Annotated in this window: 11 protein-coding genes; 4 read left to right on the top strand and 7 right to left on the bottom strand. The window is 59.7% G+C overall.

Annotated elements, in window-relative coordinates:
- Positions 1 to 118: 118 nt before the first annotated feature.
- The 3 genes from CKW14_RS25180 to CKW14_RS25170 form a co-directional block, all read right to left on the bottom strand.
- A complete protein-coding gene (locus CKW14_RS25180) occupies positions 119 to 2,233 on the bottom strand; it encodes an acyltransferase family protein (RefSeq protein WP_095126342.1) in 2,115 nt (704 codons plus the stop codon).
- A 113-nt stretch (positions 2,234 to 2,346) separates the two neighbouring features.
- Complete coding sequence (locus CKW14_RS25175) at positions 2,347 to 3,360, bottom strand: aldo/keto reductase (protein ID WP_095047776.1); 1,014 nt, start codon at positions 3,358 to 3,360, stop codon at positions 2,347 to 2,349.
- A 335-nt stretch (positions 3,361 to 3,695) separates the two neighbouring features.
- A complete protein-coding gene (locus CKW14_RS25170) occupies positions 3,696 to 5,006 on the bottom strand; it encodes an MFS transporter (RefSeq protein WP_095126341.1) in 1,311 nt (436 codons plus the stop codon).
- A 171-nt stretch (positions 5,007 to 5,177) separates the two neighbouring features.
- Here CKW14_RS25170 and CKW14_RS25165 point away from each other — a divergent pair, with 171 nt between their 5' ends.
- From CKW14_RS25165 to CKW14_RS25150, 4 genes are all read left to right on the top strand, one after another.
- Positions 5,178 to 6,299, top strand: a complete 1,122-nt coding sequence (locus CKW14_RS25165; protein ID WP_095050898.1) for a sugar diacid recognition domain-containing protein — start codon at positions 5,178 to 5,180, stop codon at positions 6,297 to 6,299.
- Positions 6,300 to 6,545: 246 nt separating this feature from the next.
- Positions 6,546 to 7,685: a glycerate kinase gene (locus CKW14_RS25160; protein ID WP_095050897.1), complete on the top strand. Its 1,140-nt coding sequence runs from the start codon at positions 6,546 to 6,548 to the stop codon at positions 7,683 to 7,685.
- Between the two features lie 319 nt (positions 7,686 to 8,004).
- Positions 8,005 to 9,630: a methyl-accepting chemotaxis protein gene (locus CKW14_RS25155; protein WP_095050896.1), complete on the top strand. Its 1,626-nt coding sequence runs from the start codon at positions 8,005 to 8,007 to the stop codon at positions 9,628 to 9,630.
- A 41-nt stretch (positions 9,631 to 9,671) separates the two neighbouring features.
- On the top strand, positions 9,672 to 10,859 hold the full coding sequence (locus CKW14_RS25150; RefSeq protein ID WP_095126340.1) for a pyridoxal phosphate-dependent aminotransferase: 1,188 nt from the start codon (positions 9,672 to 9,674) through the stop codon (positions 10,857 to 10,859).
- A 131-nt stretch (positions 10,860 to 10,990) separates the two neighbouring features.
- Here CKW14_RS25150 and CKW14_RS25145 read toward each other — a convergent pair whose 3' ends face one another.
- From CKW14_RS25145 to CKW14_RS25130, 4 genes are read right to left on the bottom strand one after another with little or no spacing between them, the layout of a single operon-like run.
- Positions 10,991 to 11,968: a D-glycerate dehydrogenase gene (locus CKW14_RS25145; RefSeq protein ID WP_095126339.1), complete on the bottom strand. Its 978-nt coding sequence runs from the start codon at positions 11,966 to 11,968 to the stop codon at positions 10,991 to 10,993.
- Between the two features lie 13 nt (positions 11,969 to 11,981).
- Positions 11,982 to 13,280 carry an MFS transporter gene (locus CKW14_RS25140; protein ID WP_095050893.1) on the bottom strand — a complete coding sequence of 433 codons (1,299 nt, stop codon included), beginning with the start codon at positions 13,278 to 13,280 and terminating at the stop codon, positions 11,982 to 11,984.
- 48 nt (positions 13,281 to 13,328) lie between these two features.
- Complete coding sequence (locus tag CKW14_RS25135; protein ID WP_141231827.1) at positions 13,329 to 14,357, bottom strand: sugar kinase; 1,029 nt, start codon at positions 14,355 to 14,357, stop codon at positions 13,329 to 13,331.
- Positions 14,350 to 15,132, bottom strand: a complete 783-nt coding sequence (locus tag CKW14_RS25130) for a sugar phosphate isomerase/epimerase (RefSeq protein WP_095126338.1) — start codon at positions 15,130 to 15,132, stop codon at positions 14,350 to 14,352. Before CKW14_RS25130 ends, CKW14_RS25135 begins: the two co-directional genes overlap by 8 nt.
- Positions 15,133 to 15,205: the final 73 nt, after the last annotated feature.

The raw sequence follows: 15,205 nt of genomic DNA, 5'->3' as shown, positions 1-15,205 counted from the left end.
TCACACATATACCGTCTAGGCGTTGCCGCAGGCTGCGATCTTTTGGTCTTGCCTTTAAAAGTCGAAGATCGCAGCCTGCGGCCATTCCTCCACAAGCGTAGTCAGTGCCAGGAAAACATCACTGAGCAACCTTCAACGGATTACCGAAGCGCTTGAGGTACATCTCGCCGAATTTGTAAGAGGCGTAATCGGTGACGTGACCAATATCACGATAGACCGGCAAGCCATCGACGGTGGTCATACACGCGTCGTCTTTGCATTGCACGATTTTCGGGTCAATGACGATCAAGCCGGGATATTCAGCCTTCAGGTCATTGAAGAGTTTTTCCAGCACCGGCTCTTTGGCACCTGACCATGGCGCTGTGGCGCAGAGACTGCTTTGCTCGGCACTGCCCATCAAGCCGCGCAACTTGACCTGTTGCAGCAGGCAGGTGTTGATCCCGGCAGGCATGGGCAGCGTGTTTTCCAGAAGGACCGGCGTAGCGCCTGACTCGACAATCTTGTCCAGCGCCTTGCGGATCGCGGTGCCGAGGCGTTGTTGCGACAGTTCCGGGCTGCGCGGGTCGTCCCGTCTGGTGACGATGTCGTCGTCGAGATAGGCCTCCCAGAACTGACCCACGATCACATACTTGAAATGCTGCTTCGCAATCATCTCGTAATAGCGTTGAGTGGCGTTATGGCATTTTTGATACAGCCCGTTCGTGTATTTACTCTCGTCATAGAGGTAGATCCCGGGCAAGGCCAGGCACGCCGGGTAACCCTGTGTGAGGACGGCAAGGTTGGCATCCCTGGCCAGTGTTTCAACGAAACCCCAGTAATGATTCGAAAACGAATCGCCCATCAGCAATATTTGCGGCGCGGCCTGCACGGCGCCTGATATGCAGCCAGGATCGGCGCCATCGCTGACGCCCAGGCATCCTTCCCGATTGGCTGGAACAGAGGCTTTCAAGCCATTGAACACCTCGTTATAGCCTTGGTTGAAACGGTCGGGCCAGCCTTCATGCCTGACGCTGGCAGCGTGGAGCAGCGACAGACCGATAGCCGGTACGATCATCAGCACGACCAGCGTTTTGGCAAAGCCGAGCCTGGCCTTTCGAAACCGGTTTTCGACCAGCACATAGCAGAGCCAGGCCAGGACGAACGTCGAAACAAAGTAAAAGATGATCATCGGCGGGGTGAGGGCGATGCCCATGTAACTCATCACTGCCAGGATCGGCCAGTGCCACAAATACAAGGAGTACGAGAGCGTGCCGATAAACACCAGCGGTTTGAAGGCCAGCAGTTTCGAGGTGATGCTTGCATCACCAATACCCTGGAACAGCAGCGCTGCAGTGGCCAGGCACACGGCAATGGCGTGGTACTGCGGGAAGCCCGGCAGGATATCGTCGAGGGTGGCGCAATAGATAATCGTGACAAGCGCAAGTGCACAGACCAGAGAGGCGCTCAGGCGATTGAGCCTGAACTTGCCTGTGCCGAAGATGACTGCGCAGGAGCCAATCATCAATTCGAAAATTCGCGCGGTGAAGAAGTAGTAATTTTTTTCTGGATTGGTGTAAGACAGGTACAGCGCGAGCGCCATTGCCGCCAGGGTCAAACCGAGCACCGCCGCTTTGAAAACGCTTTTTGCCAGATAGCGGTTAAGCAACCAGAGGCCCAGTGGCAGGGCCAGATACCACTGCCATTCGATGGCCAGTGACCAGGTGTGCAGCAGTGGCAGGCTCGCCGTATCCGGCGTGGCGTAACCCGTTGTCACTTTGGAAAAGTATTGGTTGGAGATGATTAACGACGTGTACTTTTCGCTTTTGAGAAAATCGACATAGTCATCGGGCAAATACAGCAGCGTGCTGACTATCAGCGTAACGACCAGCAACGCAATCACGGCCGGTTGCAAGCGCCAGATTCGACGCGTGTAGAACCCCGAGAAAGTGAACGTGCCGTTGTTCAGCGATTTCATGATGATCGCGGTCGTCAGATAACCCGAGATCACGAAGAAGATATCGACGCCAATAAAACCGGACGGAAAAAGCGCCAGACCGCCGTGAAAAATCAATACCAACAACACCGCGATTGCGCGCAGTCCGTCAATATCCGCACGGTATTCAATCGATGGTTTGCGCTTGCCGGTAGTCGCGTTTGCTTGCGAGGAAGAGGGATCGCGCAGCTTATCGCCTGGCAGTTTGAACAGCAGACTGCGCAAAAGCTTGCTGGAAACCGCAACGGGGCGATTGGGCATTTATCAGTCCTTGGTTATTTCTGAACGATCAATCAACTCATTCCGTTTGATCGCGCTTTGATCCGCTGAAAAAACAGCCGAGGGTGTCGGCTGTCGAAGGGAGGCGGGCAAACTCAAGCCTGGTGCGGTTTACGCCCCGACACAAAATGACTCACATCGTTGAATCCAGGTGTCGATGAGTGCCCTGGCGTGACCAGCGAATCGATAAATGCCTCATCTTCAGCGCTGATCTTCACGGTCTGCGCCTTGGTGTACGCATCCCATTGCTGCTCCGTCCGCGGGCCGACGATCGCCGACGTCACGGCACTGTTGTTCAACACCCAAGCGATTGCAAACTCCACAATTGCGACGCCGCGCTGCTCGGTGTACTGCTGAATCTGTTGGGCAATACGCAGCGACTCGACGCGCCATTCGGTTTCCAGAATGCGCTTGTCCTGACGTCCGGCGCGGCTGTTGGCGTCCGGTTTGGCGTCCGGTGCGTATTTGCCGCTCAGCACGCCCCGGGCCAGCGGGCTGTAAGGCACCACACCAAGGCCATAGCTTTGCGCTGCTGTGATCTGCTCGGTCTCGGCCTGACGGTTAACGATGTTGTACAGCGGTTGGCTGATCACCGGGCGGTCAACACCGAGTTTATCGGCGATACGAATCACCTCGGCGATCCGCCAGCCGCGATAGTTGGACAACCCCCAGTAGCGAATCTTGCCCTGACGGATCAGATCGCCAATCGCCGACACGCTGACTTCAAGCGGTGTGTTGTGGTCTTCACGGTGCAGGTAATAAATGTCGAGATAGTCGGTGCCGAGCCGGGTCAGGCTGGCATCGATGCCATTGAAGATATGTTTGCGGCTCAAGCCGCTGCGGTTTGGCACGCCGTCCACCGGGCCGAAACCGACCTTGGTCGCCAGCACCCATTCATGCCGATGCCGGGCAATTGCTTCACCGACGATCTCTTCGGAGCGGCCGTTGGTGTAGACATCGGCGGTGTCGATGAAATTGATCCCCTGATCCCAGGCTTTGTCGATGATGCGCAGCGAATCCTCTGCGCTGGTCTGCTCGCCAAACATCATCGTGCCGAGGGTGAGGGTGGACACCTGTAACCCTGAGTGCCCGAGAGTGCGAAAGCTCATGCCGAAATCCTTTTGTCGGTGGGAAAGCCCTAATCAAATACCAGAAGCGCGTGACGCGGCAAAGTGAATTATTAGCTGAATACAACCCTCACCTTAACCCTCTCCCGGAGGGAGAGGGGACCGACCGAGGTGTTTCAAAGAGGTACGCCGACGTGCAATACCGAGTCGAATTCAGATCCTGAATAGCCCGGCAATCGGCTCCCTTTCCCCCTCGCCCCCCTGGGGGAGAGGGCTGGGGTGAGGGGGAAAAGGATCTACAGAACACCACAAACTCCAAGCCGAACCCCCAATAAAAAACGACCCTGAAAAGGGCCGTTCTTCCGTGCATCAAAAACTCAAGCCCGCAACGTCCGCGTCATGCGCAACGCCAGCAGACTCCCGCCCACAATCACACCCGCCAACAGATACAACGCCGCGTCGGTCGAACCGGTGCTGTCCTTTACCCAACCCACCAGGTACGGACTGAGGAACCCGGCCATCTGCCCCATCGAGTTGATCAACGCCAGACCACCGGCCGCAGCCCCGGCGCTCAACATGGCCGTCGGCACTGGCCAGAACATCGGCAGGCCGGTCAGCGCGCCCATGGTGGCGATGGTCAAACCCAGAATCGCAATGGCCGGGTTGGCCGCGAAATTCACCGCAATCACCAGACCGATCGCGCCCATCAGCATCGGCACCACCAAGTGCCAGCGACGCTCCTTGCGCAAGTCCGCCGAACGCCCGACCAACAGCATGAACACCGCCGCCAGCAGATACGGAATCGCGCTCAACCAACCGATCACCAGGTTATCGCTGAAGCCAAGGTTCTTGATGATCGACGGCAGCCAGAAGTTGATCGCGTACACGCCGCTCTGGATGCAGAAGTAGATCAGGCCAAACGCCCAGATCGCCGGGTTCTTGAACACCGCCAGCAGCGAGTCGGAGGTGGTTTTCGGTTTGTTCGCCAAATCTTCGGCCTGATCCGCTTCTAGCACTGCACGCTCATGCGGGCTCAGCCACTTGGCGTTGGCGAAGCTGTCGCTCAGCAGGAAATAGGCGAGGGCGCCGAGGATGACGGTAGGAATGCCTTGCAGCAGAAACATCCACTGCCAGCCGGCCAGACCGCCCTGGCCCGCAGCAAAGTGATTGAGAATCCAGCCAGAGAACGGGCTGCCGAGCAATCCGGAAACCGGGATCGCCGACATGAACAACGCCATGATCCGGCCACGGCGGAAGGTCGGGAACCACTGCGAGAGGTACAAAACAACGCCCGGGAAGAACCCGGCTTCAGCCGCACCGGTGAACAGCCGCAGGGTGTAGAACTCGGTCGGGGTGGTGACGAACAACAGGCAGGTCGACAGCGTGCCCCAAGTGATCATCATCACCGCGATCCAGCGCCGTGGGCCGAATTTGGTCAACGCCAGATTGCTCGGTACGCCGCACAGCACGTAGCCGATGAAGAAGATACCGGCACCGAGGCCGTACACGGTTTCGCTGAATTTCAGGGCATCAAGCATCTGCAATTTGGCAAATCCAACGTTGACCCGGTCGAGGTAGTTGAACAAGTAGCAGATGAAAATGAAGGGGATCAAACGCAGGGTGATGCGTTTATAAACGGCGTTTTTACCGTCATCGATGGTCTGGGTAGCTGCGGCGCTCTGCGACATAGCGGCTCTCTCTTTATTATGATTTTTTGCGATGCAAAGGGTAACGTTGATCGCCCCGAGAGTCTCGGCCACCTTTGGCTGGATTGTCTTTGTGCCTGCGCACAGGGTTTGCCGTCAGACCCTGTGCGGGTGAACAACCGCCAGTGCCATAAATCAAGGATTGCCGCCGCTATGTTTGAACTCGATCACGACCTCGCCCAGGATATCGTCGACCGGGCCATGGCCATTTTGCCCTACAACGTCAACGTCATGGACAGCCAGGGGCTGATCCTCGGCAGCGGTGAACCGGAGCGCATCAACACCCGTCACGAAGGCGCGCAACTGGTGTTGGCCAACGGTCGCGTGGTCGAGATCGACGCGCAGACCGCCGTGCATTTGAAGGGCGTGCAACCGGGGATCAACCTGCCGCTGTTGCTCGATCAGCGCTTGATCGGAGTACTTGGCATCACTGGCGAACCGGAGCAGTTGCGCACTTACGCCGAACTGGTGCGCATGACCGCCGAAATGCTAGTTGGCCAGCGCAATCAGCAGGCCGAGCAGCAATGGCGGCGCCAGCGTTGTGATGATTTGCTGGCGCTGCTGCTGAGCGAGGCGGGGGATTCGCCGCGTCTGGTCGATGAGGCGCAGCAACTTGGCCTCAAACCGCAATTGACGCGGGTGCCGTATCTGTTCGAGCTGGGTCTTGAGCATGGGCCGGGGCAAACCGTTGAGGCGTTGAGTGCCTGGCTGACGTCGCGTTATCCCGATAGCTGGTGCGTGAGTTCGGCGAAGTCGTCACTGCTGTGGTGTCGGCCGGCGAGTCAAAACGTCGAGCATGATCGCTTGCTGGAAAAACTCGACGGCCTCGGCTGGAAGATTCTGCGCATTGCCGTGGGCGGGCAGGCCGATGGACTCGCCGGGCTGCGCCGTTGTTATCGCCGCGTGGGCGACTTGCTCGCCTATGGTCGCGAAGTGTTGCCGCATTCGCGATTGCTGACGCTGAACCGCTATCGATTGCCAGTGATGTTGTGGCGGCATCGTAACGATGATGCACTGGACGAATTGCTCAAACCGTTGCGCAAGGTGATCGCTAAGGACGGCAACGGCCAGTTGCTGGCGACGTTGCGCAGTTGGTGTGAGCACGATGGCCAGAGTCAGGCCTGCGCCGATGCCTTGGGCATTCATCGCAACAGTTTGCGTTATCGGATGGAGCGGATTGCCGAGTTGAGTGGGGTTGATCCGCTGCGGCTCGATGGGATGCTGGCGCTGTATCTTGGGGTGCAGCTGTTACCCCAGACAGATCTGTCGGCATGAGGTGTTTTTGAGGCCGCCATCGCTGGCAAGCCAGCTCCCACAAGGGTTGATGGTGTTCACTACATTTGTGTTCACCGACAATCCCTGTGGGAGCTGGCTTGCCAGCGATGGCGGCCGAACATTCACCGCCACTTTCCCTGTCTTTGTGAAAATGAACAATAAACGCCCCCGCCACTTGTGCAGCGGACAGGCGTCAAGGCGCAGGCCGACTGGCAGCATGAGGGGCATTGCAACCGGAGAATTCCCATGAAGATCGTCATCGCCCCCGACTCGTTCAAGGACAGCCTCAGTGCCCAAGGCGTCGCCGAAGCCATTGCCCTCGGCCTGGCCCAGATCTGGCCGCAGGCAACGATGATCAAATGCCCGATGGCTGATGGCGGCGAAGGCACGGTCGAATCGATTCTGGCTGCCTGCGAAGGCGAACTGCGCCGTACCCGCGTGCGTGGCCCGCTGGGCACAGCCGTCGACGCCGCGTGGGGCTGGTTGCCGCACAACCACACGGCAATTATCGAAATGGCCGAGGCCAGTGGCTTGCAATTGGTACCGCTGGGGCAACGCGATGCCTGCATCAGCAGCACCTTCGGTACCGGCGAACTGATTCGCGCAGCGCTGGATGCCGGCGCGCAACGGGTGATTCTGGCGATTGGCGGCAGTGCCACCAACGATGGTGGCGCCGGGGCGATGCAGGCGCTGGGCGTGAAGTTGCTCGATGCACAGAATCAAGCGTTGGTGGCCGGTGGCTTGGCCCTGGCGCAACTGGCACGCTTGGACTTGAGCGAACTCGACCCGCGGCTGGCGCAGGTGCGTTTCGATATCGCCGCTGATGTGAACAATCCGCTGTGTGGCCCACACGGTGCCTCAGCGATTTTCGGTCCGCAGAAAGGTGCATCGCCGGCGCAAGTGCAGCAACTCGATCAGGCGTTGGCGCACTTCGCCGAACTGTGTGCACAAGCGTTGGGCAAAGACGTCCGCGATGAACCGGGTAGCGGTGCGGCGGGCGGTTTGGGCTTTGCAGCGAAGGCTTTTCTCGGCGCGCAGTTTCAAGCCGGGGTGGAAGTGGTCGCCGAACTGGTTGGCCTTGCCGAAGCGGTCAAAGGCGCTGATCTGGTGATCACCGGAGAAGGGCGATTCGATGCGCAGACCTTGCGCGGCAAGACCCCGTTCGGTGTTGCGCGGATTGCCAGGCAGCACGATGTCCCGGTCATTGTCATCGCCGGGACGTTGGGCGAGGGTTATCAAGAACTTTACGAACACGGTATCGATGCGGCATTTGCCGTGACCAGCGGCCCGATGACACTGGAACACGCCTGTGCCGAAGCACCGCGTCTGTTGCGTGAACGCGCCACCGACATCGCCCGAGTCTGGCAGCTTGCCGCCAAACGCTGAGCCAGATCGGAATCTACCCCTGAAGGAGCTGCCACAGGCTGCGATCTTTTGATTTTGCTTTTAAAAGCTCAAATCAAAAGATCGTCCGATCGCGGCCCGAGCCTTCGGCAGCTCCTACACCAAGCGATCAACAGTGTTTCATTGTTGTAACACCCGGAAAAATAGTTGCTATTGACCCGCAATCTTCCTAAAGCCTGGCCGATACAGCTAACAGGCGCGCACATAACTTCCTAAAACAGTGACGCCGGACTGAACCCGCCCCCTCGGGCCAGTGATGACGCATGGACGCTCGTAGTTTCTATCTTTCGAGAGCTCAACTATGTCCCTGCGTAATCTGAATATCGCGCCCCGTGCCTTTCTCGGTTTTGCCTTTATCGCCTTGCTGGTGATCGTACTCGGTGTGTTCGCCGTCAATCGCATGTCGATCATCCGTCAGGCTTCGATCGATATGGACTCGACGCAATTGCCCAGTGTCACCCACCTCAGTGCGGTAACGGAAAACGTCCTGCGCATGCGCATCCTGTCGTTCCGTGTACTGGTCAATCGCGAGCCGGCCAGCCTGCAAGAGGCGCAAACGCGCATTGCCGTGCTGGTCGACAAGGCGCGCAAGGCTCAGGCCAGCTATGCCGCGCTGCCGGCAGGCCCTGAAGAACGTGAAATCTACCAGACCTTCTCAACCACCCTGGACAACTACCTGCAAGCGCAGAGTCAGATGATTGAGCTGTCGCGTCAGGACAAACTCGACGAGATGCGCACCCTGATCAACACGCGGATCAAGGAGGGTACTGACCAGATGGGCGAGCAGCTCAACAAGCTGATTGCAATCAACACGACCGATGCGAAAACGGCGGCCACCAAGGCTGGTGAACACTACGACAGCGCCGTGACCGGGATCATCATCGTTGCCGTGATCGCAGCGCTGGCCACCGTGCTACTGGCCTGGCTGCTGACCCGCAGCATCGTCACCCCGCTGAACCGTGCCGTACTGGCCGCACAAACCATTGCCGACGGCAACCTGAGCAAAACCATCGAAGTCGACGGCAAGGACGAAGCGACGCAGTTGCTGCAGGCGCTCGCCACCATGCAGAGCAACCTGCGCAAAACCATCGAACAGATCGCCGGTTCCGCCACACAACTGGGCGCCGCTGCCGAAGAGCTCAGCGCGGTGACCGAAGAAGCCTCCCGTGGCCTGCAGCAGCAGAACAACGAAATCGAACAAGCCGCCACCGCCGTAAACGAGATGACCGCCGCTGTCGAAGAAGTGGCGCGCAACGCCGTGTCGACCTCCGAAGCCTCGAACCAGTCGACCCACGCCGCCCGCGAAGGTCGCGATCAAGTGGTGAAAACCGTCGACGCGATCCAGACCATGACCCACGACGTGCAGAACACCGCGCAGATGATCGAAGGCCTGGCCGCGCAGGGCCGTGATATCGGCAAAGTGCTCGATGTGATCCGCGCCATCGCCGAACAGACCAACCTGCTGGCCCTCAACGCAGCGATCGAAGCCGCACGCGCCGGTGAGGCCGGGCGCGGTTTTGCCGTGGTCGCGGACGAGGTTCGGGCATTGGCTCATCGCACCGCGCAGTCGACCCAGGAAATCGAAAAAATGGTCGCCGGCATCCAGAACGGCACCGGCGAAGCGGTGTCGTCGATGCAGCAAAGCAACCAGCGCACCCAGACCACCCTGGAAATGGCCCGCGCCGCTGGGGTTGCGCTGGAGCAGATCACCCAGTCGATCCATCAGATCAACGAACGCAATCTGGTGATCGCCAGCGCCTCGGAAGAGCAGGCGCAAGTCTCGCGCGAGGTCGACCGCAACCTGGTCAACATCCGCGATCTGGCTACGCAATCGGCCGCCGGGGCCAACCAGACCAGCGCCGCGACCCACGAACTGTCGCGTCTGGCGGTGGATTTGAACGCCATGGTGGCGCGTTTCGTGATTTGAGATACGGTGAAGGCTGGAGACCGCGCAATCAGGAGACGTACATGCGCTATTCAGCCTTGACCCAACGAATCGCCGGGGAGGGAGCCGCTGCCTGGCAGATTCACGACCGAGCGCTGGAGCTGCGCGCCGAGGGTGTCGATATCTTGCTGCTGAGCGTGGGCGACCCGGATTTCGATACACCGCTGCCGATTGTCCACGGCGCGATCGACAGTTTGCTGGCGGGCGATACCCATTACTCCGAAGTGCGTGGCCGTATGGCGCTGCGCAAGCTGATTGCCGACCGCCATCGTCGGCGTAGCGGGCAAGCGGTGGATGCCGACCACGTAATCATCATGCCCGGCGCGCAATGCGCGGTGTATTCGGTGGCGCAATGTCTGCTCGATCCCGGCGATGAAGTGATCGTCGCCGAACCCATGTACGTCACCTACGAAGGCGTGTTTGGCGCGTGTGGCGCAACGGTGGTGCCGGTGCCGGTGCGTCCGGAAAACGGCTTTCGCGTCGACCCGGTGGATGTTGCCGCGCGTATCACCCCGAAAACCCGCGCCATGCTGCTCAACAGTCCGAACAACCCCAGCGGCGCAAGCCTGTCACTGCTGATCTGGCAAGAACTGGCGGCGCTGTGCATCCGCCATGACTTGTGGCTGATCAGCGACGAGGTCTACAGCGATTTGCTTTACGAAGGTCAGCACGTCAGCCCGGCGAGTCTGCCGGGCATGGCCGAGCGCACGGCGACGATCAACAGCCTGTCGAAATCCCACGCCATGACCGGCTGGCGCATCGGCTGGATGATCGGGCCGAAGTCGTTGGCCGAGCATTTGGTCAATTTGTCGCTGAGCATGTTGTTTGGCCTGCCGGATTTTGTGCAGAAAGCCGCAGAGATTGCGTTGCAGTCAGACCTGCCGGAAGTGACGCAGATGCGCGAGGAATATCGCCTGCGCCGGGATCTGGTGTGCGAGCGTTTGCACGGATGCCCGGGGTTGTACCCGATTCGCCCGGATGGCGGCATGTTTGTGATGGTTGATGTGCGCCAGACCGGTCTCGGCGCACAGGCGTTTGCCGAACGGTTACTGGAGGGCTATGGCGTGTCGGTGCTGGCCGGGGAGGCATTCGGGCCGAGCGCGGCGGGGCATATTCGCATCGGGCTGGTGCTGGACCGGGTGAAACTGGCGGATGCCTGTGCGCGGATTGCGTTGTGTGCGGCGCAGCTGTTACAAGCCCGCAGTGCCTGACATTTCACAAATTGATCGTTCCCACGCTCCGCGTGGGAATGCCTCAAGGGACGCTCCGCGTTCCAGCTTCCAGAAGGGACGCAGAGCGTCCCGGGCTGCATTCCCACGCAGAGCATGGGAACGATCAGGTCTCAACCCTGCCAGGCCGATGGATTCACCAGATTCGCCGGCCTCTCTCCCTTCAACGCAGCCAACAAATTCTCCACCGCACACCGCGCCATCGCCTCCCGCGTCTCATACGTCGCCGAGCCCATGTGCGGCGTCGCCACCACATTATTGAGTTGCAACAACGGCGAATCGTGATTCAGCGGCTCACGCTCGAACACATCCAGCCCCGCCGCCCGAATCCGTTGATGACGCAGCGACTCGATCATCGCCGCCTCATCGACCACCTTGCCCCGCGAGATATTGATGAAGATGCTTTCCGGGCGCATCAGCGCGAACTGCTCGGCGCCGATCAAACCTTCGGTCTGCGCCGTCAGCGGCAAGGTCAGGCAAATGAAGTCGGCCTGCTTGAGCAGATCTTCGAGGCTGCGGTATTGCGCATCGAATCGCGCCTCGACCGCCGGTTTGCGCGACTGACTGTGATAGATCACCGGCATACCGAATCCGAAATGCCCACGCTGCGCCAGCGCTTCGCCGATACGGCCCATGCCGATAATCCCCAGCGTCTTGCCATGTACATCGGTGCCGAAATGCGCCGGGCCGATATTGCGGCTCCATTGGCCGCTGCGCACCATGTTCGCCAGTTCCACCACACGCCGGGCAGCGGCGAGGATCAGGGCGAAACCGGTGTCGGCGGTGGTTTCGGTGAGCACGTCCGGGGTGTTGCTCAGGAGAATCTTGCGCCGGGTCAGGTAATCGATGTCGTAGTTATCGACGCCGACCGAGACGCTGGCGATGGCTTCGAGTTGCGGCGCGAGATCGAGCAAGGCTGCGTCGAGTTTCAGGCTGGCGCCGAGTAAACCTTGGGCGCGGGGCAGGGCATCACGCAGTTGCATGAGGCCGTCGGCGTCGAGGCTGTTGATCAGCGTCACCTCACACTGCTCTTGCAGACGAGCCATCAGCGCGGGTGAAAGTTTCTTGTACAACACGACCTGTTTTTTCATGGCAAAAATCTCTTCAGGAGTGCGCCGGCACGGCTCGCGTGGCGACGGCTTTGGCGACGACGCGATCACTGGCGCCGGGCTTGAGAAAAATCGTTAACACCACCGACAGCAGCAATGCGCCGCTCATCAATAGGTACGAAGCGCCGGGCGAACCGGTGGAGCTGTTCAGGTAACCGACCAGATACGAGCCGCCGAACGAACCGAGCGCGCCCATGCTGTTAATCAGCGCCATGGCGCCACCGGCAACGTTGGCCGGGAGAATCTCCGGGACGATGGCAAAGAACGGCCCGTAAGGCGCGTACATGCACGCGCCGGCAATTACCAGTAGCGTGTACGACCACCAGAAGTGTTCTGCGCCCAGCGCGTAGGAGCCGTAAAACGCGATCGATGCGATCAGCAGTGGCGGCCAGACGAAGCGTTTGCGCTTTTGCAACTTGTCCGAACCCCACGACACCACAAGCATGCCGATCACCGCCGCCAGATACGGCAGCGCCGACAGCCAGCCGGCTTCGATCATGTCCATTTGCGCGCCGGCCTTGAGGATCGACGGCAGCCACAGCACAAAGCCGTAAACGCCGATGCTCCAGCAGAAAAACTGCAGCGCGAGAATGATCACCTTCGGCGAACGGAACGCCTCGGCGTAGTTCTTCACTGCTTTGATACCGACCTGTTCAGCAGCCAGTGCGCTTTCCAGATCCTGCTTTTCCTGCTCGTTGAGCCACTTGGCCTGCGCTGGACGATCATCGGCCAGACGCCACCAGATAAACGCCCAGAGTACCGCCGGCAGGCCCTCAATGATGAACATCCAGCGCCAGCTGAAATGCTGCACCAGATAACCCGAAACCACCGACATCCACAGCATCGTCACCGGGTTGCCAAGGATCAGAAAGGTATTGGCCCGTGAGCGTTCGGCACGGGTAAACCAATGGCACAGATACACCAGCATCGCCGGCATTACAGCGGCTTCGACCACGCCGAGCATGAAGCGGATGACGATCAGCCAATAGGCGTTGGAGACCACGCCGGTCAACGTGGCGAGACCGCCCCAGAGAATCAGGCTGACGAAAATCAGTTTCTTCACGCTGTGTTTTTGCGCGTAGATCGCACCCGGCACCTGGAAGAAAAAGTAACCGAGGAAGAACAGCGCACCGAGCAGCGATGACAGGCCCGGGGTGATCATCAGGTCTTCGGCCATGCCCGATGCGGCGGCGAAGCCGTAGTTGGCGCGATCCAGATACGCCAGGCTGTAGGTGATGAACACGATAGGCATGATGTACCACCAGCGGCGGGTGGCGAGGGTTGCGGTTTTCATGGGTCTTGCTCCTGAGCTTGTTGTTTTTGTCGCAGCAGGTTCAATTGATCAGTTGTCTGTGACGGCCCCATCGCGAGCAGGCTCACTCCTACATTTGAAATGCGTTCCCTTGTAGGAGTGAGCCTGCTCGCGATCGGCGCCTTCGAATTCAGTGAGGAGTTCAGCCCGAGTTGGAAGGCCCTCCATATCCCCGCGACTCTGCACCGCCCGACTGCCAATCCAGTTCGCACGCTGCACCGCCTCGGCAAAACTCTGGTGCTCAAGCAGGGCACTGATCATCCCCACCGCAAAACCATCACCGGCACCGACCGTGTCGACGACATGCGCTACCGGCACACCGGCGACAAATCCCGATGCCAGATGCGTTCGGTAATAAGCGCCTTCCGGGCCAAGCTTGATCGCCACCGCTTCGGCACCTTGATCAAGATAAAACGCAGCAATGTCCGCCGGGTCTTCGAAACCGGTGAGCAAACGGCCTTCGCTCAACCCCGGCAGCACCCAATGGGCGAGAGCGGCGAGGCGGTTGATCTCGCCGATCATCTCGCGCTCGCTGGCCCACAGGCTCGGGCGCAGATTGGGATCGAACGACACGCTGCGTCCGGCGTTGCGCATGCGTGTCATCAATTCAAAGGACATCTCCCGCGCCGAGGCCGAGAGCGCTGGAGGAATGCCAGTCGCATGAAGATGGCGAGCGCTCAGCAGATTGGTCGTAATCGACTGCGGCGACAAATGACTGGCCGCCGAACCGCGTCGGAAATACTCGACCTGCGGGTCGCTGCCATCGTCATTGCGCGATTTGAACTGGAAACCGGTCGGGTGCTGTTTGTCGACGTCGACGTGACTGCAATCCAGACCCTCCTTGATCAAGGTCTCGACCACAAAGCGTCCGAGCGAATCGTCGCCGACCCGGCTCAGCCACGCGACGTTGAAACCCAGGCGCGACAGCCCGATCGCGACATTGCTGTCGGCCCCGGCGATGCGCTTGTGAAAGTCTTTGACTGCCGCCAGATCACCGGTCTGCTCGGCGACCAGCATCGCCATGGTTTCGCCGAACGAGAGAATATCGATCTCAGACATGAGCAGGCTCCAGACGCGATTGGCCGAGGCGGGCGAGGGCGGCGACGTGCTCGGTGGTCAGTTGCACCAGATCATCACCCTGCAACGGATATTCGGCGGCGCGCATAACGCCTTGGGCCATGTGCCGCAACAGTTGTTCCCACAGATGCAGGTCACTGACGGCCGGCGGCACCGCCACCAGTTTGTCGTCGGCGCGACGGGCCACGGCTTTGCAGTGCACATAGCCGACATGGCGGCCGAGCAGGCGGGCGGCGCTGGTGGCGGACTGGTCCTGCCACTGCCAGTTGCCAATGTCGAAAGTCATTTTGATCGGCAGATTGTGCTGCTCGACGGCGGCGAAGAAGCGCTGAAACGGTTCGATGCGTCCGCCGTGCAGAGTCTGGTCGTTTTCCACCAGCAGTTGCACTGAAGTGCGCTTCAGGCGTTCGGCCAAGGCTTGCAGATCGTCGGTGTCGGTGAAGTAGCCGAGGGAGACTTTCAGCCATTTCGAGCCGAACGCTTCGGCTTGTTGCAGTGCGGTGATCAACTCGGGATTGGGCTGCGCCTGACCGGCCAGCCACAGTTCGGTCGGTGAGGAATAGATGCTTAGCAAGCCCTGCGCCTGCGTGGCCTGCGCCAGCTGCGCAGGGTCTTCACGCGTCAGCAGTTCCTCGCGCCACTCAATGCGATTGGCCCCGGCGGCAGCCAGAATCTCGATGAAAGCATCCTGCCCGCGCTGGCGTACAAGCTCGGCGCCGTAGCTGGACAGGCTGATGGAAACGGCGGGTTTATTCATTGTTATTGACCTCTGAAACCGGTTTCATTTTTGTTCAAAAAAATATCAGGTGTTGCTGTGTTGTTCTCTCGGG

Source organism: Pseudomonas sp. Irchel s3a12 (assembly GCF_900187485.1).
GTDB lineage: Bacteria > Pseudomonadota > Gammaproteobacteria > Pseudomonadales > Pseudomonadaceae > Aquipseudomonas > Aquipseudomonas neuropathica.
Note: the sequence above shows the minus strand (reverse complement) of the source record. Positions and strands in the feature narration are given on the sequence as shown.